The organism is Streptomyces sp. DSM 116795, from assembly GCF_055792905.1.
Window position 1 is genome coordinate 1,855,189 of the sequence record NZ_CM147707.1, and the last position, 21,492, is coordinate 1,876,680.

Sequence of the window (21,492 nt, forward strand, 5' to 3'; positions counted from 1 at the left end):
CGACCGGTGCCGCGGGGCTACGCCCCCTATGCGGACCGGTCCAGCGCGCGCAGGCTCCGGTCTGTGATGGAGCGGGCGCCGCGCCCGACGGCGATGGTCCCTGACTGCACCAGCTCCTTGATGCCGTACGGCTCCAGCATCTTGAGCATGGCGTCGAGCTTGTCGCTACTGCCGGTGGCTTCGATGGTGACGGCCTCCGGCGAGACATCCACGGTCTTGGCGCGGAAGAGCGAGACGATCTCGATGATCTGGGAGCGTGACTCGTTGTCGGCACGGACCTTCACCAGAACGAGTTCACGCTGGACGGCCGATGCCGGGTCCAGCTCAACGATCTTGAGAACGTTGACGAGTTTGTTGAGCTGCTTGGTCACCTGCTCCAGCGGCAGATCCTCCACGTTCACGACGATCGTGATGCGGGAGATCTCCGGGTGCTCGGTGACGCCGACGGCGAGCGAGTCGATGTTGAAGCCGCGGCGGGAGAACAGCGCGGCGATCCGGGCCAGGATGCCCGGGGTGTTCTCCACCAGGACGGAGAGCGTGTGCTTGGACATTCGTCGTTCCTTCTCCTGAGCTGCCATGAGCCTGCCTAGTGCCCCTCCCGGCAACCTTTGCCCTGTCGGGCAAAGTTGCCGGTCACGGCACTGCTTCCGTGCTCACTCTTCGTCGTCGCCGAAGTCGGGACGGACGCCCCGCGCCGCCATGACCTCGTCGTTGGAGGTGCCTGCGGCCACCATCGGCCAGACCATCGCGTCCTCGTGGACGATGAAGTCGACCACGACCGGACGGTCGTTGATCGCGTTGGCCTTCTCGATCACCGAGTCCAGCTCGTCCGGGTCCTCGCAGCGGATGCCGACGCAGCCCATCGCCTCGGCCAGCTTCACGAAGTCGGGGCAGCGCGTGCCCTTGTTGGGCTGCTGCGGATCATCCTCGCCGGGGCCGGTGTGCAGCTTCGTGTTGGAGTAGCGCTGGTTGTAGAAGAGCGTCTGCCACTGGCGGACCATGCCCAGCGCACCGTTGTTGATGATCGCGACCTTGATCGGCACGCCGTTCATCGCGGCGGTGGCCAGCTCCTGGTTGGTCATCTGGAAGCAGCCGTCGCCGTCGATGGCCCAGACGGTGCTCTGCGGCCTGCCGACCTTGGCGCCCAGAGCGGCCGGGACGGCGTACCCCATCGTGCCCAGGCCGCCGGAGTTCAGCCAGGTCGCCGGCCGCTCGTAGCCGATGTAGTGGGCGGCCCACATCTGGTGCTGGCCGACGCCCGCCGCGTAGACGGTGTCGTCCGGGGCCAGTTCGCCGATGCGCTCGATGACCTGCTGCGGGGAGAGGCTGCCGTCCTCGGGCAGGTCGTATCCCAGCGGGTACGTCTCGCGCCAGCGGTCGAGCTGCTTCCACCAGTCCTCGTACCCGGCTGAGGCAGCGCTGCCGGCGGGCGCCTCACCCAGCTCGGCCTGCACGGCCACCACCAGGTCGGCGATGACCTCGCGGGCGTCACCGACGATCGGCACGTCGGCGGCGCGGTTCTTGCCGATCTCTGCGGGGTCGATGTCGGCGTGCACGATCTTGGCGAGCGGCGCGAACGAGTCGAGCTTGCCGGTCACCCGGTCGTCGAAACGGGCGCCGAGCGCGACGATCAGGTCGGCCTTCTGCAGCGACGTGACGGCCGCCACACTGCCGTGCATGCCGGGCATGCCCAGGTGCTGCGGGTGGCTGTCCGGGAAGGATCCGAGAGCCATCAGCGTGGTCGTCACGGGCGCCTTGGTCAGCTCCGCGAGGATCTTCAGCTCGCCGGTCGCCTGCGCCTTCATCACACCGCCGCCGACATACAGGACGGGACGGCGGGCCTCGGCGATCAGCTTCGCGGCCTCGCGGATCTGCTTGGCGTGCGGCTTGGTCACCGGGCGGTATCCGGGCAGGTCGTGCACGGGCGGCCAGTTGAAGACCGTACGGCCCTGCAGCGCGTCCTTGGCGATGTCGACGACGACGGGCCCGGGCCTGCCGGTCGAGGCGATGTGGAATGCCTCGGCGATCGTGCGCGGGATCTCGTCCGGGTCGGTGACCAGGAAGTTGTGCTTGGTGACGGGCATGGAGATACCGCAGATGTCCGCCTCCTGGAAGGCGTCCGTCCCGATCGCGCCGGAGGCGACCTGCCCGGTGATCGCGACCAGCGGCACCGAGTCCATGTGCGCGTCGGCGATGGGCGTGACCAGGTTGGTGGCACCCGGGCCCGAGGTGGCCATGCAGACCCCGACCTTGCCCGTGGCCTGCGCGTAACCGGTGGCCGCGTGGCCGGCGCCCTGTTCGTGCCGCACCAGGACGTGGCGGACGCGGGCGGAGTCCATCATCGGGTCGTACGCCGGAAGGATCGCCCCGCCCGGAATGCCGAATACGGTGTCGGCGCCGACCTCCTCGAGAGAACGGATGAGGGACTGGGCGCCCGTCATCACGGCCGGCGCGGCCTTCTGCTGTCCGACGGTGCGGGCCCGCGGCTGGGGTTTCGGTGCCGCGGTGGACTGCTCGGTCATCGGTGATCTCTTCTCGGAGAGTGAGGGTTGACGCTCGATTTGTGCGGTTGGTGCTGAGTGGTGGAGCTTGTCTCCGGCGCTTGTGCAACAAAAAACCCCTCGTGCCGTGAGGCAAGCGAGGGGAGCGCGTCGCTGGGATCGCGGGTCGGTGGTGTGGACCCGGTCAGTCGACGCGCTTTCCAAGTACGAGAATTCGGGTGCGCATGGCACAGACCCTCCCCCGGCGCACTTTCCGTGTCAAGTGGGTGGGACACGCGTCTCAGCATGCGGGCACGGGGAGGGCGCCTTTGTGACCGGTTCCACTTGCTCCCGGCTGTCCCCCGACACCAGCCACGGCGGCATGCTCTCGCGCCGTTCCTGCAACCTTACGGGCAGGGCGCCTGCGACCACGACCGAGCGGCCGCCGCCACGGCCGGACGGAGCGTGGCCGCTCCGGCCGCCCGTCGCCGAGCCTCCCGGCGAAGGGCCACCCGGCGTGGGGCCTCCCGGTGAGGGGCCACCCGCCGAACCCGCCGGGCGCCCGCACGCGGGGGCTCCGCGCGCGGGCGTGCGTTCCTCGGGCACCGGCAGCACCCCGCGGGAGAGCGCGTGACGTAAGCGGTGCTCGTCGAGCGGCCCCGAGAAGACCGCGCCCTGGCCGTGGGTGCAGCCCATCTCCCGCAGTCTGACCGCCTGTTCGGGCAGGTCGAGGCCTTCGGCGACGGACGTCAGTCCGAGGTCGTCCGCGATGCGCAGCAGGCCCTTGGTGATCTTGCGCTGCCGGACGGAGTCCACCACGCCCTCGACGAGGGTGCGTTCGAGTCTCACGACGTCCACGGGCAGCCGCCGCAAGGCCGACACCGCGAGCGGCCCGCTGCCGAAGCCGTCCAGGGCGATACGGACGCCGAGGCGGTGCAGCGCGCTCAGTCTCGCTTCCAGCTCGTCCAGGGCCATGCGTGTGTCGGCGCCCGTCAGCTCCAGGATCAGCGACCCCGGCGGCAGCTCCTCCCGGGGCGCGAGCACCGCTTCGACGGTGCGGCTGCCGGGTGCCGGCTCGGTGAGGCAAAAGGCGGGCAGCCGTACGGAGACGGGCACCGGGAACCCCGCGCCGTGCCGTGCCACCGCCTGCCGCACGGCCTCCTCCAGCAGCCGGTGCCCGGACTCGGCCGCCGCGCCGGACCGGACTCCGCTGCTCCCGTCGCTCTTGCCGCCGCCCCCGCCCACCGCCCCGCCTCCCGGACGCAGGAACTCGGCCGGGGTGAACAGGACGCCCTGTGCGGAGCGCTTCCGTGGATGGGCCGTGACCGCCGTGATCTTGCCGCCCGTCAGTTCGACGACGGGCTGGTGCAGCAGCATGAACTCGCTGCCGGGCTGCGCGGCCGCGGCCCTCGCTGGCCTTTTCGCGGTGTCGCCAGGCCGGTGGCCCGGCCCACGGCCCTCGCGGGCGGGCTCGTGGTTCTCACGGCCCGCCTCGTGGTCCTCGCGGGTCACGCCCGCCGACCCAGGCACACCGGCCGTGTGCGCGCCGGACTTGCCGGGTGTGCCGTCCTGCAACCGTGGCGCGTACAGCTCGACCCTGGCCTTGCCCGCCTGCTTCGCGCGGTACATCGCCAGATCCGCGTTGCGCATGAGCGTGGTGGGCGAGATGCCGGGCTCGGCGAAGGCGATGCCGATGGACGCGGCGATCCGCACCTCCCGGCCCTCCACGCTGTACGGCTCGGAGAGCGTCATGCGCAGCCGGTCGGCGATCTCGTGGATGCGCTGCTCACGTTCGGCGTCGGAGTGGGTGATCGGGTTGCCGTCGCCGAGGATGAGCACAGCGAACTCGTCACCTCCGAGGCGGGCAGCGGTGTCTCCGGCCCGGACGGACTCCTGGAGCCGGCGGGCCGCCGCCACGAGCAGTTCGTCGCCGCCCTGGTGGCCGACGCTGTCGTTGACCGCCTTGAAACCGTCGAGGTCGATGAAGAGGACGGCGTGCTCGCTGTCCCCGCCCCGTCGTCCGACGAGGGCCTTGCGCACGCGCTCGGTGAACAGGGCCCGGTTGGGCAGGTCGGTGAGCGGGTCGTGCGACGCGTTGTGCTGCAACTGGGCCTGGAGACGGACGCGTTCGGTCACGTCCCGGCTGTTGAAGATGAGGCCGCTGCGGTAGCGGTTGACCGTGGACTCGACGTTCAGCCAGTGGCCGCGGCCGTGCCTGAAGCGGCACTCGATCCGCGTCGACGGCTCCTGCTGCGGGGGCGTCGCGAGGAAACGGCGCAACTCGTGCAGCACACGGGCGAGATCCTCGGGATGGATCAGCGCGGCGAGCTCCGAGCCGATGAGGGCGTCGCCGTCCCGTCCGTAGACCCCGGCCGCCGCGGGAGACACGTAGCGGAGCATCCCGGTGGGCGAAGCGATCATGATGACGTCGCTCGACCCCTGGACCAGCGAGCGGAAGTGGTTCTCCTTCTGCGCCAGTTCCTGGGTGAGGCTGATGTTGTCCAGCAGCATGATGCCCTGCCGAACGACCAGGGCGAGCACGACCGTGCAGGCGGTGAAGAGCACCACGCGGTCGATCTCGCGCCCCGAGACCGCGTTGTAGAGGATCCCCAACGTGCAGACGGCGGCGGCCAGATACGGCGTGAGCGCGGTCAGCGACCCCGCGATCGGGCGGCTGGGGCTGACGCCGTCCGGGGCGGTCTCCCGCTCCTGCACCCCGACGGCACCGGCACCGGCGGGCGCGCCCGGACCGGCGGCCCCCCCGTTGCGGACCTTGCCGCCCTGCGCGGCCTCCCGTTCGCCCTTGACCCACGGCGCGTACGCGAGCAGCAGCGAGCCCGCGAACCACCCGGCGTCCAGCAACTGCCCCGAGGTGTAGTGCTCACGGAGCAGCGGCGAGGTGAACAGCGCATCGCACAGCACCGTCAGCGCGAGGGCGCCGATGGCCGTGTTGATCGCCGAACGGTGTGCGGCGGAGCGCCTGAAGTGCAGCACCAGCACCATGCTCACCAGCACGATGTCGAGCAGCGGATAGGCGAGGCTGAGCGCCGCTCGCGCCACCGAGTCACCCTCCCAGTACGCCGTGTGGACGAGCGCCAGCGACCAGGAGATCGTGAGCAGCGAACCGCCGATCAGCCACGAGTCGAGGCCCAGGCAGACCCATCCGGCCCGGGTGACGGGCCTCTTGGCGAGCACCAGCAGGCCGATGATCGCGGGCGGAGCGAAGAGCAGGAAGCAGAAGTCGGCGGCGGAGGGACGCGGCACTGGCAGGTGCAGCACCACCTCGTACCACCCCCAGACCGCGTTGCCGACGGCCGCCATCAGCGAGGAGAGGCCGAACAGCATCCAGGCGGGGCCCAGTTGGGTGCCGCGGTGTGCGCGCGCATACCGTACGCACGAGGCGGCGGCGAGCAGTCCGGCGGCGCTCAGCCCGAAGTCGCCCATGACCAGCGACACTTGCTCGGAACCCCATCCCACCGCGGCGCCTGCCGCATAGCCGCAGCACAGGACGACGAGCAGCAGCTGCGGCAGCACGCTCACCGTCCGCGAGGCGCCCGACGGGGCAGCGGCGCTTCCGCGCAGCGCGGCCCCGTCACGGGCGAGTGCGCCGCTCACCGCCGGTGCCGCAACTCCCCCCGGCCTGCCGCCCGACGGCACCTCACCGGCGTGCGGAGCGCCCGGCTGCGTGGAGGGCGGAGCGAAGGCCGGCGCACCGGCCGGGGTCCTTACGATGCCCTGGCGCGTGGCCGCGCCTCCGGCCGTCATCGTGTCCCCCTGCGGGACCGGGGCCTCTCGGACCTCCGGTGCGCGCGGACGGGGCACTGGCACACGGGCACTTCCGCGCTCCGGTCCCGCTGCGGGACCGGCCGACGGCAGGGTGTCCGTGGTGTAAGACGCTTCGTCCACCGGCAGTTCGTCCATTGACCGCGCATTCGCCCGTCGCCCCCCTCGTGTCCGGGTTCGCCCCCCTCTTGGACGATACACCAGAACCGTCACAGAGGGACATAGTCCCGATACAGAACGTGACGACCAGGCACGTTGCGGACACGGCGAGCGTTCGTACGCCTCCGGAGCGTATTTTTCAGGGGTGTTGGAGCGCTTCGGGAGCTCCTGCCGGACGCCTCGGGAACACCTCCGCGACACCTTCGGGACGCCCTCGCGGAGGTCTCCGGGGCGCCCTCGCAGAGGGTCGCCTGGGCGCACTCGCGGACGGTCTACGGGGCGCCCTCCGGGCCAACTCCCCCGCGCCCCGGGTCACTCGGCGACGGCCACCGTGTGCTCCAGCGGTTCACCCCGGGCCCAGCGGCCGAGCTGAGCGCGCAGCAGCCGCTTGGCACGCGGCAGGAACGCGGTCGTCGGACCGCCGACGTGCGGGGTGATGAGCACGCCCGGAGCGTGCCAGAGAGGGTGCCCCGCCGGCAGCGGCTCGGGATCGGTCACGTCGAGCGCGGCGCGCAGCCGGCCCGAATCCACCTCCGCCAGCAGGGACTTGGTGTCCACCACTCCCCCGCGCGCGACGTTGACCAGCAGCGCGCCGTCCTTCATGCGGGCGAGGAAACCGGCTCCGGCCAGGCCCCTCGTCTCCTCGGTCAGGGGCGTGCAGAGGATCACCACGTCGGCGTGCGGCAGCAGTCCGGGGAGAGCGTCCATCGCGTGCACCGGCCCGCGCGGCGCCTCACGCGGCGTACGCGCCACCCTCGTCACCTCCTCGACCTCGAAGGGGACGAGCCGCTCCTCCACGGCCGAACCGATCGCGCCGTAGCCGACGATGAGCACGGACTTGTCGGCGAGCGCGTCGTACACGCCGGGGCTCCACTCCTCGGCGTCCTGAGCCCGTACGAACGAAGGCAGCCGGCGCAGCGCCGCCAGCGTGAGAGCGAGCGCGAGTTCGGCGGTGGAAGCGTCGTGCACACCCCGGGCGTTGCACAGCAGCGTCCCGGGCGGAAGGTCCCGCACTGCGCCCGCCACGTGGTCTATCCCCGCCGTCAGCGTCTGCACCACGCGCAGCCGCCGCATCTCCGGCAGCGGGCGCACGGACACGGCCTGGCCCTTCATGTACGGGACGACGTAGAAGCAGCAGTCGGCCGGGTCGGCGGGGAACTCCTCGTCGCCGTCCCAGAAGTGGTACGTGAAGCCCTCGGGGAGCCCTTCGATCTGGGCGGGCGGAATCGGCAGCCAGACGTCTGTGGCGTCCGGTGCCCCGGAGTCCTGCGGTGCCGGTGATGGTGCCATGGTCAGAGGGTAGGCCCTGTCCGGAGGAGTGAGGGACGGAGCCTCGTCGGACACCGTCGCAGGCAGGCGTTAGTTTGGGGGCCGGCAGAGGGGAGTCGGTCCAGGTGGAGCGCAGGACGATCGGCGCGGCAGCGCTCGGAGTGGGTGCGATCGGCCTCGGCTGCATGCCGATGAGCTGGGCGTACTCCACGTCGGAGCAGAGCGGCGAGGAGTCGCTCCGTACGGTCCATGCCGCACTCGACCGCGGCATGACGCTGCTGGACACGGCGGACATGTACGGGCCGTTCACCAACGAACTGCTGATCGGGCGGGTCCTCAAGGAGCGCCGCGCGGACGCTTTCGTCTCCACCAAGTGCGGGCTGCTCGTGGGCGAGCAGCACATCGTCGCCAACGGCCGCCCCGGCTATGTGAAACGGGCTTGCGACGCGTCGCTGCGCCGGCTGCAGACGGACTTCATCGATCTCTATCAGCTGCACCGTGCCGACCCCGAGGTGCCCGTCGAGGAGACCTGGGGTGCGATGGCCGAGCTGGTCACCGAGGGCAAGGTACGGGCGCTGGGATTCAGCGCCGTCGGCGCGCGCGCTGACCACAGGAACCGGCCGGTGACGGCGGGTTCGGGCATACACGCCGCGACGGTCCGCCAACTGGAGCGGGTGCAGGGCGTCTTCCCCGTCAGCGGCGTGCAGGCCGAGCTCGCCGTCTGGTCGCGGGAGGCGCTGGACTCGCTGCTGCCGTGGTGCGTCTCGCACGGTGTGGGGTTCATGGCCGCGATGCCGCTGGGCAACGGCTACTTGACCGGCACCCTCACCCCGGGAGGCGGCTTCGAGACGGACGACGTACGTGCCCGGCACCCGCGCTTCACCGCCGAGATGATGGCCGCCAACCAGCCCGTCGTGGCGGGCCTGCGCCGGGTCGCGGAGCGGCACGGAGAGGTGACGCCCGCTCAGGTGGCGCTCGCCTGGCTGCTGGCGCAGGGCCGGGAGGTGGTCCCGCTGCCCGGCACGAAGAAGGAGCGCTGGGTGACCGAGAACGCCGCCGCGGCGGACCTGGAACTCACCCCCGCCGACCTGGCCGAACTGGACGCGCTTCCCGACGCACAGGGTTCGTGGGAGTAGCTCCTCCGGCAGACCCGCGACGACGGCCGCGTACGTGCATCCGTACGGGAACTTCCGCTGTGCCCGACGGCGCCGTTACGGATGTGGTGTGCTGAGTTCACCGCTCACACTGTGACCGGAGCACACCGACACCGGGAGGCGCTGACCGTGCGAAGCCGCAATCTGCCGTCCGTTCGAGCCGCCGCCGCGGGGCTCGCCGCCCTGGCGCTGCTGACGGCGGGCTGCTCCGACGACTCCGGCGGCCCCTCCGAGGAGAAGTCCACGTCTGCCTCTCCCACGGCGGAGACGGGCCCCAACGCGACGGCGTCGGCAGCTCCCGCGAAGGGCTCGGTGAAGGTGGAACGCACCATCACGACGCGGCTCAAGACACCCTGGGGGCTGGCGCCGCTGCCCGGCAACGGCCTGCTCGTCTCCCAGCGCGACGACGGAAGAATCGTCCGCGTCGACGAGCGGAACGGCAAGAAGACCGTGCTCGGTACGGTTCCGGGCGTGCAGGCGAGCGGCGAGGGCGGGCTGCTCGGCATCGCCGTGCCGCCCGACAACGCCAAGATGGTCTATGCGTATCTGACGACGGCGTCCGACAACCGCATCGTCCGCATGAACTACGACCCGGAGAAGTCCCCCGGCGACCAGCTCGGCGCGCCCGACACCGTCCTCAAGGGCATCCCCAAGGGCGAGATCCACAACGGCGGCCGGATCGCATTCGGCCCCGACAAGATGCTCTACGCAGGTACGGGCGAATCAGGCCAGGGCGGCCTAGCCCAGGACAAGAAGTCGCTCGGCGGCAAGATCCTCCGTATGACGCCCGAGGGCGAACCTCCCGGCCAGGGCAACCCGGAGTCCGACTCCGTCTACTACACCTACGGCCACCGCAATGTGCAGGGCATCGCCTGGGACGCGGAGAAGCGGCTCTGGGCGAGCGAATTCGGGCAGAACACCTGGGACGAGCTGAACGTCATCAGCAGCGGCAAGAACTACGGCTGGCCGGAGGCCGAGGGACGGGCCGGGGAGTCCGGCTTCGTCGACCCGGTCGAGCAGTGGCGTACGGCTGAGGCGTCCCCGAGCGGCATCGCGATCGTCAAGGGCTCGGTGTGGATGGCGGGCCTGCGCGGCGAACGGCTGTGGCGCATCCCGCTGAAGGGCACGACTTCGGCGGCGGACCCGCAGTCGTTCCTGGACGGCAAGTACGGGCGGCTGCGCACCGTCGTCGCCGACGGCAGCGGCGGCCTGTGGCTCATGACGAGCGAGAGGGACGGACGCGGCAGCCCGCAACGCGGCGATGACCGTATCCTGAAGCTGAAGGTGAGCTAGCCAGCCCGCTCCGTCGGAGGACGGTCGAGCGGAGGACCGATGTTCAACCTGATCGAGGAGCTCTTCTCCCCGAGCCGACGGCACACCGACGACGAACGCCGGCGGCTGGAGCACACACGGGTCGAAGAGGGCAGCACCGATCCGGGGCACGGTCCGATCGATCTCTCCTCGGGACGCGTGCTGATCCGGCCCCCGGAACAGCGGGACACGGACGAGGACGACGGCGGGAGCCGGCCATGGGCATAGCGGACGACCTGTTCTTCCCGAGCCAGCAGCACATGCAGCACGAGAAGCAGCGGCTGGATCACACGTACGTCATGGAAGGCGCGGCCGACGGCAGCAACCAGCGCGGCTGCGGTCCCGTCGACCTCGGCTCCGGCAGGATCGTCATCGCGCTCCAGGAGCAGCACGCGATCCTTCCGGCGCGGCCGAAGCTCGAAGAGGAGTCCGACGGCGACGACACCGGCGGTGACGGCGGCCCGCCGGACCTCCCCTGAGGCGTCCCGGATCCGGTTCCGGGCCGCCGCCCGTCGTCGCCCGTCGGTCACCGCGGCTCCGGCCCTCCGGCCCCAACTCCCGTTCAGCCAGCGGCCGGACGTGTGTCCGCGTCCGGGAGCAGCCGCAGGCGGTGCGCCATCGCCGCCGCCTCGCCTCGTCCGCCGACGCCCAGCTTCGCCAGGATGTTGGACACGTGGACGCTCGCCGTCTTGGGCGAGATGAACAGCTGCTCCGCTATCTGCCTGTTGCTGCGCCCGTCCGCCACGAGGCGGAGCACGTCCCGCTCACGCTGCGTCAGCCCGAAGGTGTCGGCCGGCTCCTCGGGCTGCGCGGAGGCGTCCCGTCCGTTCGGGGACGCGGCCGGGGCGGCGGGCAGCCGCGCCCGCAGCGAGAGCTGTTCGATCTCGGTGCGCAGCGGCTGGGCACCGAGCCGTGCGGCGACCTCGTGCGCCGCCGCCAGCAGCTCGTTCGCGTGTTCCCGCGCCTCACGGCCGGCGGCCGCGTCCTCCAGCAGCGCCTCCGCCAAGCGCTGACGCGCCAGAGCGAGGTGGTACGGGCGCTCCAGCGTCTCGAAGGCCTCCGTCACCGCCTGCCACTCCCCGGGCGACGAACGTCCTTCCGCCCGGCTGATCTCCGCGGCGGCCAGCGCCGAGTGAGCCTCCCAGACGCGCGCCGGGTGGGGCAGCCGGCGTACGGCCGTACGCAGCTCCTCGAGCACTTCGGCACGCCCGTCCTCGGCGGCGGGCAGGCCGCGCAGGCCGGCCTCGTGCACGGCGGCCGCGTGCAGCAGCGGCCAGGCGTAGCGGTGCGTGCCCGGCGAGAAGCCCGCGGCGAGCGCGGCCCTCAACTCCGCCCGTACACGGGCGAAATCACCGCGCCCGGCGGCCACCTCCAGTGCGAAATGCCGGAGCTGGACCGCGGCGTACGCCGCAGTGGCATAGCTGCCCATCACTTCACGCGCGGCCTCCGCCGCCGACTCCAGGGCCGCCAAGTCGCCCCGGCCGAGCTGGAGATGGGCCTTCATCAGGGCGGCGAAGCCCCTTGTCTCCGCGGAGCGTGCGGCGGCCGACGCCTCCTCGGTGATCCTTGCGGCCTCCGCCCACTCCCCCATCGCGTACAGCGACTCCGCCTGGTTGCCCAGCGCGAAGCCGCACAGGTCGGGGCGTCCGTGCGTCACCGCCGTGTCCACGGCGCGGACGGCGGCGGCGACGGCTTCACTGGAGCGGCCCATGGACTCCAGCTCGGTGGCGAGGTTGATGTCGGCCCGGCCGACGACTCCGAACGCGCCCGCCTCCAGGGCCTGTTCGCGTGCCTTGGTCATCTCGCCGATGCCCGCGTCCAGGCTTCCCGACTGGGCCATGAGGATGCCCAGGGTGACGCGCGCCTGCAGCTCGATCGTGGTCGCGCCGACGACGCGGGCCAGCTCGACTGCCCGTACCGCGGTGCTCATGGCGTCGGGGCCCGGGCGGTGCATCACGCCCCAGGCGGCGGCGCAGGCCAGCACGTCCGCATGGACGGCCGACGGCGGCAGACCGCGCACCAGCTCCTGCGCACGGCCGATCTCGTCCCAGCCGTCGCCGCGGCCCAGGGCCTCGACGCTCTTGGAGCGGCTGACCCAGAACCAGGCGGCACGCAGCGGGTCCGTACGCTCGTCGAGCAGGTCGAGGGCGCGTCTGGTCAGGGCGAGGGCACGCTCGACCTCCCCGCCTGTGCGCGCGGCGACGACGGCCTCGGCCAGCAGGTCCATGAACGACAGCGACTCCGCGGCCAGGTCTTCGGAGCCGGGAGCCCCGGGGGAGGGAGCCTCGGGGCAGTCCGCGGGGCGGGGATAGACCTCGGCCTCGTCCATGGGACGCAGCCGCTCGCGTACCTCCTCCGGGACCTCGTGCCACAGCTCGATGGCGCGCTCCAGCAGCTGGTGCTGCTCTGCGAAGGCATGCCTTCGGCGGGCCTCGACGGCCGCCGCGAGCACTGCGGGCAGCGCCTTGGCGGCGTCGCGGCCGTGGTACCAGTAGTACGCCAGGCGCGTCGTGCACTGCTCCGACCGTACGAGCGAGGGGTCGGTCTCCAGTGCCTTCGCGTAGCGGCGGTTGAGGGCGGCGGCCTCGCCCGGCAGCAGATCCTCGCCGACGGCCTCGCGCAGCAGGGCGTGCCGGAAGCGGTAGCCGTCGCCGTCGTCGGTGGGCAGCAGCACCTGGGCGCCCACGGCCACGCGCAGCGCGTCCAGCAGCTCGGACCCGGGCAGTTCGCAGACGGCGGCCAGCAGGGCGTGCTCGACGGCGGAGCCGCCCTGGGCGGCGGTGCGCAGCACCTGCTGCACGGGCTCGGGAAGCGCCTCGACCCGCACCAGCAACAGGTCACGCAGGGAGTCGCTGATGCCGCAGGTGGCGCAGTTCGCTATGAGCTCCTCGACGAAGAACGGGTTGCCGTCGGAGCGTTCGAAGACGACGCGGGCCAGCTCGGGATCGGGCTCGGGCACGCCCTGGATTCCGGCTATCTGCGCGTGCACCTCCACGCGGCTCAGCCGGGGCAGCTCGATGCGGCGGACGCTGCGCAGCCTGTCCAGCTCGGCCAGGAAGGGACGCAGCGGATGGCGGCGGTGGATGTCGTCCGAGCGGTACGTCGCCAGCAGGATCAGCCGTGACGTCTGCACCGAGCGGTAGAGATAACCGAGGAGTTCACGGGTGGAGCGGTCCGCCCAGTGCAGGTCCTCCAACGCGATCACGACCGTACGGTCGGTGGCCAGGCGCTCCAGGAGCTGGGCCGTCAGCTCGAAGAGGCGGGCGCGGCCGTCCTCCTCGTCGTACGACTTGTCGCGCGCGGCTCCCCGGCTGCCCGGTGCCGGCGCGGAGGCCAGGTCCGGGAGCAGACGCGACAGCTCGGCCTCCCTGCCGGCGGCGGCAGCGGCCAGCTCGGCCTCGCCCACGGCGCGGTGGATACGGCGCAGAGCTGTGGCGAAGGGCGCGAACGGCAGCCCGTCCGCGCCCAGTTCGAGACAGCCGCCGACAGCGGTGACGGCTCCGGCGGCTCGTGCGGCGCTCAGGAACTCCTCCAGCAGACGGCTCTTGCCGACGCCTGCCTCGCCCCCGAGCAGCAATGCCTGCGGCTCGCCCGCGCCGGCGCGGGCGAGCGCGTCCGTGAGCGTCGTCAGCTCGCCTTCGCGGCCGACGAACACGGGGCTGATGGTGGATGAGCTGGGCACGTCGCCCAGCATGGCACCTGCCACCGACATCGCGGCAGGCGATTTCTCCTCGGGCGCCTTCTCCTCCGGCGCCGCACCGGGCTCTATGCGGGGTGGCGGCGCCGGCGCCGAGTTCACGCGGTCCTGAGCCAGAAACGCCGGGCACGCCGCGACTGGCGGGCCGACACCTCTCCGTGCTGCTGGCCGTTCTCGCTGACCTCGCGGGCGCGGCGTTCGGCCGCCGCCTTCTGCCGCATCTCGGCGATGCGCAGGAACCCTGCCTCGTGGCCGTAGTACATCTCCGACTCCCCTGTCTGTGCCGATCGACTGCTTTTTTCGCTGTCTCCACAGTCGTCTTCCAAGGGGGGCCGGCACATCGGGCATCTGCCCGGTCTTCCGGGCAGCGGGGGCCTTAGGCGCCGGGTCCGCACGTCTTAGGCCGGGACGGGACGTCTCATGCCGGAGCCGGATTCGTTGGGCGGAGCCGGGACGTGTACGGCTTCCCGTCATGCGTCCGGGCACGGCTGAGCCGCCCGTCACGGGACATAGGTCCCGTACGCGGGCGGTGCGGGGGTGTTTCCCGGATCTCCGCGGGCCCGCGACGACCCGAGAAACACCCCCTCGGCCGGCTGTTCCGTCAGAAGTGAGCGAGGGTCACTGGGCGGGCGGCGCGGTGGGCGTGCTCGGCACCTCGGGCGCCGCGGCGAACAGGTCGAAGTACATGCCGCCGGCCACGAGCAGGCCGATCGCGCCGAGAACGACCCCGCCGAGCGAGACCGCCTTCACCCAGGAGCGGGTGTCCGCACGCTTGGCCACGACCGCCAGCAGCACACCGCCAACGAGGACGGCGAGCAGGGCGAAGAGGCCGTTGACGAGAGCGGTGGCATGCCAGGGAGCGCCGTAGAGCGCGTTGATCTGGTCGGCGCCACCGCCGCCGCCCTGCGGGCCCTGGGCGCTGCTCTCGATCTGCCCGATGAGCTGTTTGCGATCGCGCAGCATCTCGCTGAGCGAGGTGCCCGAGATGGAGGCGAAGCCCAGCCCGGCGCTGACGACGGCGGCGGCGCCGGCGCCGAATCCACCGCTGCGCACGGCGGTCGCCGGGACCGTCTCGTCCGCGGCGTCATCGTCGAGGCCGTCGTCCGAGAGGGTCTCGGCACGGGTGTCGTCCGCCGCCGTACCGGCCGCGGTGCCCTCGGCCTTGTCGGTGGTGTCCTTGTCGGAGGCGGTCTGCGGCGTGGCGCCGGCCGCTTCGGTCTTGTCGGTCTTAGTCGTCTCGGTAGCCATGGGGCGTCACCGTAGGGGCCGTTTCTGAGAGTCCGATGAGAGTCCGGAACCGCTGGGCGGGAACCGTCGCGCCGACGCCTGCGCCCACCGGTTCCGGCACCCCTTCGGGCACCGTTTCGGGCACGGTTTCGGGGACGGCCTCGGGCTCGATGCTGATGCGCGGGAGCCACCGGTCCATCCACCGTGGAAGCCACCAGTTGGCGCTGCCCAGCATGTGCATCAGGGCCGGCACGAGAAGCGTGCGCAGCACGAACGCGTCCAGCGCGACGGCCGCCGCGAGGCCGATGCCGAACATCGCGATGATCCTGTCGCCGCTGAGCACGAACGCTCCGAAGACCGCGATCATGATCACGGCGGCGGAGTTGATCACCCGTCCCGTCTCCGCCAGTCCGACGCGTACGGATCTGCAGTTGTCGCCCGTCAGACGCCACTCCTCGTACATCCGGCTGACGAGGAAGACCTGGTAGTCCATCGACAGGCCGAAGAGCACGGAGACCATGATCACTGGCAGGAACGGTTCTATCGGGCCGGAGCCGCCGAGCCCCATCAGGCCGCTGCCCCATCCCCACTGGAAGACGGCGACGACGACTCCGCAGGCGGCGGCCACCGCCATCACGTTCATCAGCGCCGCCTTGAGCGGAATCCCGATGCTCCGGAAGGCGACGAGGAGCAGCGCACAGCCGAGCGAGACGACGACGCCGACGAAGAGCGGCAGCTTGCCGAGGATCACGGAGGCGAAGTCGTCGTGCGCGGCGGTCACTCCGCCCACCTGCATGTCGAGCGAGCTGGAGCCGGTCGCCTCGGGCAGTACGTCCTTGCGCAGGTCGTCCACGAGCTGCGAAGTGCTCTCGGCCTGCGGTCCGCTCTCCGGTACGACGGTGATGACGCCCGTGCTGCCGCCGGCGTTCAGCTCCCCTCCGGAGACGTGTGCGACGCCCTGGACGTCGCGCAGCTCGCCGGGCAGCTTCTCGAATTCGAGCTTCGCCTTGGCGTCGTCGATCTCGCCGACGAGCGTGAGCGGCCCGTTGGTTCCCGGCCCGAACCCGTCCGAGAGCAGGTCGTACGCCTGCCGGGTGGTGGCCGTACCCGGGTTGCTGCCCTGGTCGGACGTGCCCAGCTGGAGTCCGGTCACGGGCACCGCCAGCACGACCATCACCACGGCGGCGATACCGCCGAGCAGCCGCGGGTGACGCGCCACGAAGGACGACCAGCGCGCAGCCACAGAGGCACGGCGACGGCGGCCTCCGGTGGTGCTGCCGTTGCTGTCGTTGCTTCCGGTACTGCCGGTACTGCCGGCACCGCCGGTGGTCCCGCCGGCGTCCTCCTCGGAGTGCAGGTCGGCGGGTACGTCCGGCCCGTGCTCGGCGAGCCTGCGCCGCTCCCGCCTGCTGAGTGCCCGTTTGCCGATGACGCCCAGCAGCGCCGGCACGAGCGTCACCGACGACAGCACGGCGAGCACGACGGTGAGCGAGGCGGCGACGGCGACCCCGTTCAGGAAGCTCAGCCGCAGCACCAGCATGCCCAGCAGGGCTATGCACACCGTCACTCCCGCGAACACGACGGCCCGGCCCGCCGATGCGACGGCCCGCTCCGCCGCCTCTTCGACGGGCATGCCCTCCTTCAGGCCGCGGCGGTGTCTGGTGACGATGAAGAGGGCGTAGTCGATCCCGACGCCGAGCCCGATGAGCGTGCCGAGCATCGGCGCGAAGTCGGCCACCGTCATCACATGGCTGAGCAGCCCGATGCCGAGGATGGCCGTGCCGACGCTGACCAGCGCCGTCACAAGGGGCAGCAGCATCGCCGCCAGCGAGCCGAATGCGATCAGCAGCACGACGGCCGCCACGGCGATGCCGACGGCCTCGCTGAGATGGCCTTCCTGCTTCTCGGTCACCGCGATGCCGGGACCGCCGAGTTCTACGTCCATGCCCGGCACGTCCTCGCCCGCGCCCTGCGCGGTCTCGACGACGCGTTCCACGTCCTTCTTGTCGAGCTTCTCGACGGCGGCGTCGAAGGTCACCGTGGCGTAGGCGGTGCGGCCGTCGCGGCTGATGCGGTCCTGCTGCTCGCCGCGGTCGCCGGCGCCGGGACTGCCGTAGGGACTCTGGACGGATGCGACCCCGGGCAGATCCGCGATGTCCTTCAGGGTCCGGTCCATGGTCTTCTCGACCTGCGTGTCCCGGACCTTGTCCGTGGACGCGTCGGTGCCCTTGCCGGTGTGCCAGACGACGGTGTCGCTGTCGCCGTCACGGCCGGGGAAGCTCTCGCTGATCAGCGTGTTGGCGCGCCCGGACTCGGTGCCCGGTACGTCGTACTGGTTCGAGAACGCCGAACCGGAGAAGAGGGCGGAGGCGCCGACGCCCACCAGGACGGCGCACCAGAGAAGGATCACGGCAAGACGGCGGCGCAGGCACCAGCGAGCGATAGCCGTCATAGGTGCTTCGACCTCTTCCCGGTGAGATGGGGCGTTGGGCGGTCTCCCCGGGTCGGGCGTTCCGTACGGTGCCGAGCGGGCGAGCGGGGTGTGGGGGTCCCCAGGCTGCTAGGCCGAGGGGACACATCGTGATGATGTCGTGATGTTCCGTCCTGGCAGAGTGACACCGGAAGAAGATCCTTTGCCACCTTTGTGTTCATGGCCACAAACGGGCCTCCACCCTGGCGTTACGGCAGGTCATCCCGTACGGCTACCGGGCGCGGGACCGTGTGCGGGCGCGAAGAATGTGCGTGCCGGGGGCTCCGCCCGCACCCCGGCAGGGCTCAGCCCCTGCACCCCGCCGCCGACGGAGCAGCACCCCTGGCAACCCGCGGGCTCCGCGCCGCGGAAACGTCCGCGCCGAACCCTGCCGAACGGCGCCCCGACGACGTACGCCTGGCGACATCCCGGCCGCGTCGGAGCCACCGCAGCGGTCCTCGGCCGCGCTCAACGCATCGATTCGTCGCGGGCGCGCAACGGCGGCGCCGCGTCCCCAGAGGGCTGTCGGCCGACGACGAGGCACGAGCCCGACGAGCGCGGACCCGTCGCCGCCGCCGCCGCGCGCAACGGCGGCGCGGTGCAACGGTAACGGGGGCGGCCCGTGCGGGCCGCCCCCGTTGCCGTTGCCCGGGACTCCTGCGCGCCAGGCGCGCCCACGCTCAGCCCTCGACGCCGAGCTTCTCCAGGATCAGCTCGCGCACGCGCGCCGCGTCCGCCTGGCCGCGCGTGGCCTTCATGACCGCACCGACCAGTGCGCCGGCGGCCTGCACCTTCCCGCCGCGGATCTTCTCCGCGATGTCGGCGTTGCCGGCGATGGCCTCGTCCACCGCGGCTCCGAGCGCGCCCTCGTCCGAGACGACCTTCAAGCCGCGCCTCTCGACGACCTCGTCCGGCGTGCCCTCGCCGTCCAGCACACCCTCGATGGTCTGCCGCGCGAGCTTGTCGTTGAGCGAGCCCTCCTCGACGAGCGCGCAGACCCGGGCGACGTCCTCCGGGCCGATGGGCAGGTCCGCGAGTTCGGTGCCCGACTCGTTGGCGCGGCGGGCCAGTTCGCCCATCCACCACTTGCGGGCCTGGTCGGCGGGGGCGCCCGCGTCGACCGTCGCGACGATGAGACCGACGGCCCCCGCGTTCAGAACGGACTGCATCTCGTGCTGTGAGATGCCCCACTCCTCCCGCAGCCGGTTGCGGCGCAGACGCGGCAGTTCGGGCAGCCCGGCACGCAGCTCCTCGACCCACTCGCGCGAGGGCGCCACCGGCACCAGGTCCGGCTCCGGGAAGTAGCGGTAGTCCTCCGCCTCCTCCTTGACCCGGCCGGAGGTCGTGCTGCCGTCGTCCTCGTGGAAGTGCCGCGTCTCCTGGACGATCTTTCCGCCGGCGTCCAGCACGGCCGCGTGGCGCTGGACCTCGAACCGGGCCGCACGCTCCACGCTGCGCAGCGAGTTGACGTTCTTCGTCTCGCTGCGCGTGCCGAAGGCCTTCTCACCCTTGGGACGCAGCGACAGGTTGACGTCGCAGCGCATCTGGCCCATCTCCATGCGGGCCTCTGAGACCCCCAACGCCTTGATGAGCTCCCGCAGTTCGGCGACGTACGCCTTCGCGACCTCGGGCGCGCGCTCCCCCGCGCCCTCGATCGGCTTGGTGACGATCTCGATGAGCGGGATCCCGGCGCGGTTGTAGTCGAGCAGCGAGTGGGAGGCGCCGTGGATGCGGCCCGTGGCGCCGCCGATGTGCGTCGACTTGCCGGTGTCCTCCTCCATGTGCGCGCGCTCGATCTCGACGCGGAAGACCTCGCCGTCCTCCAGCTGTACGTCGAGATAGCCGTCGAAGGCGATCGGCTCGTCGTACTGGGAGGTCTGGAAGTTCTTCGGCATGTCCGGGTAGAAGTAGTTCTTCCGCGCGAAGCGGCACCACTCCGCGATCTCGCAGTTGAGCGCGAGACCGATACGGACGGCGGACTCGACGCCCGTCGCGTTGACGACGGGCAGGGCGCCGGGCAGCCCCAGACAGGTCGGGCAGGTCTGGCTGTTGGCGTCCGCGCCGAGCGTCGTGGAACAGCCGCAGAACATCTTCGTCGCGGTACCGAGTTCGACGTGCACCTCCAGCCCCATGACGGGGTCATAGGCCGCCAACGCGTCCTCGTACGGCACCAGTTCAGTGACGGTCACGGAAATTTCGCCTCTCAGTCGTCCGCGAGGACATCGTGGAGCTCGCCGCGCCGCAGCTCCCGTACGAGCAGTGCGACGCCCGTGACGATGCCCGCCGCCGAGACGGCTACGTCGATCAGCTGGAGCGTGTCGCCCTCGCGGCGGGCCTCCCTGCCGCGCTTGACGGTGCCGACCACCCCGAAGAGGGAGGCCGCGATGGACACGTACATCCCGGTACGGGACTTCTTGAACCCCTTGGCCTTCTGCAGCTTTCCACTCACAGCGACGGTGCCTCCTCAAGCAGCGGGTGCCCCCAACGTGCCTGGTGAGCGGCTTCCAGGGCCGCTCCGACACGATAGAGACGGTCATCGGCCATGGCCGGGGCGATGATCTGCAGCCCCACGGGGAGGCCGTCCTCGCCGGCGAGGCCGCACGGTACGGACATGGCGGCGTTCCCGGCCAGGTTGGACGGGATGGTGCACAGGTCGGCCAGGTACATGGCCATCGGGTCGTCGGCGCGCTCGCCGATCGGGAAGGCCGTGGTCGGGGTCGTCGGCGAGACCAGCACGTCCACCTCGCCGAAGGCACGCTCGAAGTCACGGGTGATGAGCGTGCGGACCTTCTGGGCCGAGCCGTAGTACGCGTCGTAGTAGCCGGAGCTGAGCGCGTAAGTGCCCAGCATGACGCGGCGCTTGACCTCGTCGCCGAAGCCCTCCTCCCGGGTCAGGGCGGTGACTTCCTCGGCGGAGTGCGTGCCGTCGTCGCCCACCCGCAGGCCGTAGCGCATCGCATCGAAGCGGGCGAGGTTGGAGGAGCACTCGGAGGGCGCGATCAGGTAGTACGCCGCCAGCGCCTTCGTGAAGGACGGGCAGGAGACCTCGACGACCTCGGCGCCCAGCTCACGCAGCAGCTCCACGGTCTCGTCGACGCGCTGGAGCACGCCCGCCTGGTAGCCCTCGCCGCGGAACTCCTTGACGACGCCGATCCGCAGGCCGGCCACGTCGCCGTTGCGGGCGGCCGTGACCACGTCCGGGACGGGCTGGTCGATGGAGGTGGAGTCCAGCTCGTCGTGGCCCGCGATGACGGCATGCAGCAGCGCCGCGTCCAGGACCGTACGGGCGCAGGGGCCCGCCTGGTCGAGGGAGGAAGAGAAGGCGACCATGCCGTAGCGGGAGACCCCGCCGTAGGTCGGCTTCACACCCACGGTGCCCGTGACGGCGGCCGGCTGGCGGATGGAACCGCCGGTGTCGGTGCCGATGGCCAGCGGCGCCTCGTACGCGGTGATCGCCGCGGAGGAACCGCCGCCGGAGCCGCCCGGAACGCGGGTCAGGTCCCAGGGGTTGCCGGACGGTCCGTACGCGCTGTTCTCGGTGGAGGACCCCATGGCGAACTCGTCCATGTTGGTCTTGCCGAGGATGACGAGGTCCGCCTCCTTCAGCTTCCGCACGACAGTCGCGTCGTACGGCGGGATCCAGCCTTCGAGGATCTTCGAACCGACCGTCGTGGGCACGCCCTCGGTGGTGAAGAGGTCCTTCACGGCCACCGGCACACCGGCCAGCGGGCCGAGCCGCTCACCGCGTGCGCGCTTCTCGTCGACCTCGCGGGCCTGGGCGAGCGCGCGCTCCCGGTCGACGTGCAGGAAGGCGTGCACCTTCTCGTCCACGGCGTCGATACGGGCGAGATGTGCCTCGGCGACCTCGACGGCGGTGACCTCGCCGTTCGCGATCCTCTCCGCGGTCTGCGCCGCGGTCAGTCTGGTCAGATCGGCCATGGT

At 71.5% G+C, this 21,492-nt stretch carries 15 protein-coding genes; 4 read left to right on the top strand and 11 right to left on the bottom strand.

The window, feature by feature from the left end:
- Nucleotides 1-26: 26 nt before the first annotated feature.
- From ilvN to ACSMXX_RS07870, 4 genes are all read right to left on the bottom strand, one after another.
- The gene (gene ilvN / locus ACSMXX_RS07855) at nt 27-551 is read right to left on the bottom strand and encodes an acetolactate synthase small subunit (RefSeq protein ID WP_473183309.1); all 525 of its coding nucleotides are present in this window, start codon (nt 549-551) and stop codon (nt 27-29) included.
- A 102-nt stretch (nt 552-653) separates the two neighbouring features.
- Nucleotides 654-2,522, bottom strand: a complete 1,869-nt coding sequence (locus ACSMXX_RS07860; RefSeq protein ID WP_473183310.1) for an acetolactate synthase large subunit — start codon at nt 2,520-2,522, stop codon at nt 654-656.
- Between the two features lie 237 nt (nt 2,523-2,759).
- The gene (locus ACSMXX_RS07865) at nt 2,760-6,245 is read right to left on the bottom strand and encodes a putative bifunctional diguanylate cyclase/phosphodiesterase (RefSeq protein ID WP_473183311.1); all 3,486 of its coding nucleotides are present in this window, start codon (nt 6,243-6,245) and stop codon (nt 2,760-2,762) included.
- Between the two features lie 489 nt (nt 6,246-6,734).
- Nucleotides 6,735-7,712, bottom strand: coding sequence for a 2-hydroxyacid dehydrogenase (locus tag ACSMXX_RS07870; RefSeq protein ID WP_473183312.1), 978 nt, complete (start codon nt 7,710-7,712; stop codon nt 6,735-6,737).
- Nucleotides 7,713-7,816: 104 nt separating this feature from the next.
- On the opposite strand from ACSMXX_RS07870, the gene ACSMXX_RS07875 reads away from it, so the two are divergent.
- The 4 genes from ACSMXX_RS07875 to ACSMXX_RS07890 all read left to right on the top strand — a co-directional run bounded on the left by ACSMXX_RS07875 (nt 7,817) and on the right by ACSMXX_RS07890 (nt 10,635).
- A complete protein-coding gene (locus ACSMXX_RS07875; RefSeq protein ID WP_473183313.1) occupies nt 7,817-8,827 on the top strand; it encodes an aldo/keto reductase in 1,011 nt (336 codons plus the stop codon).
- A gap of 111 nt (nt 8,828-8,938) precedes the next feature.
- Entirely contained in the window at nt 8,939-10,138 is a 1,200-nt protein-coding gene (locus ACSMXX_RS07880) for a PQQ-dependent sugar dehydrogenase (protein ID WP_473183314.1), read from the top strand.
- Between the two features lie 39 nt (nt 10,139-10,177).
- On the top strand, nt 10,178-10,384 hold the full coding sequence (locus ACSMXX_RS07885) for a DUF6191 domain-containing protein (protein WP_473183315.1): 207 nt from the start codon (nt 10,178-10,180) through the stop codon (nt 10,382-10,384).
- A complete protein-coding gene (locus tag ACSMXX_RS07890) occupies nt 10,375-10,635 on the top strand; it encodes a DUF6191 domain-containing protein (RefSeq protein ID WP_473183316.1) in 261 nt (86 codons plus the stop codon). The genes ACSMXX_RS07885 and ACSMXX_RS07890 overlap by 10 nt, the downstream gene beginning before the upstream one ends.
- 83 nt (nt 10,636-10,718) lie before the next feature.
- Here ACSMXX_RS07890 and ACSMXX_RS07895 read toward each other — a convergent pair whose 3' ends face one another.
- The 7 genes from ACSMXX_RS07895 to gatA all read right to left on the bottom strand — a co-directional run bounded on the left by ACSMXX_RS07895 (nt 10,719) and on the right by gatA (nt 21,489).
- Nucleotides 10,719-13,868 carry a helix-turn-helix transcriptional regulator gene (locus tag ACSMXX_RS07895; RefSeq protein ID WP_473184685.1) on the bottom strand — a complete coding sequence of 1,050 codons (3,150 nt, stop codon included), beginning with the start codon at nt 13,866-13,868 and terminating at the stop codon, nt 10,719-10,721.
- Nucleotides 13,869-13,951: 83 nt separating this feature from the next.
- Complete coding sequence (locus ACSMXX_RS07900; protein WP_473183317.1) at nt 13,952-14,116, bottom strand: hypothetical protein; 165 nt, start codon at nt 14,114-14,116, stop codon at nt 13,952-13,954.
- Between the two features lie 355 nt (nt 14,117-14,471).
- Complete coding sequence (locus ACSMXX_RS07905; RefSeq protein WP_473183318.1) at nt 14,472-15,101, bottom strand: hypothetical protein; 630 nt, start codon at nt 15,099-15,101, stop codon at nt 14,472-14,474.
- Nucleotides 15,082-17,532 carry an MMPL family transporter gene (locus ACSMXX_RS07910; protein ID WP_473183319.1) on the bottom strand — a complete coding sequence of 817 codons (2,451 nt, stop codon included), beginning with the start codon at nt 17,530-17,532 and terminating at the stop codon, nt 15,082-15,084. The genes ACSMXX_RS07905 and ACSMXX_RS07910 overlap by 20 nt, the downstream gene beginning before the upstream one ends.
- A gap of 698 nt (nt 17,533-18,230) precedes the next feature.
- A complete protein-coding gene (gene gatB / locus ACSMXX_RS07915; protein WP_473183320.1) occupies nt 18,231-19,739 on the bottom strand; it encodes an Asp-tRNA(Asn)/Glu-tRNA(Gln) amidotransferase subunit GatB in 1,509 nt (502 codons plus the stop codon).
- A 14-nt stretch (nt 19,740-19,753) separates the two neighbouring features.
- Complete coding sequence (locus tag ACSMXX_RS07920; protein WP_070010789.1) at nt 19,754-19,999, bottom strand: hypothetical protein; 246 nt, start codon at nt 19,997-19,999, stop codon at nt 19,754-19,756.
- Entirely contained in the window at nt 19,996-21,489 is a 1,494-nt protein-coding gene (gatA, locus tag ACSMXX_RS07925) for an Asp-tRNA(Asn)/Glu-tRNA(Gln) amidotransferase subunit GatA (RefSeq protein WP_473183321.1), read from the bottom strand. The genes ACSMXX_RS07920 and gatA overlap by 4 nt, the downstream gene beginning before the upstream one ends.
- Nucleotides 21,490-21,492: the final 3 nt, after the last annotated feature.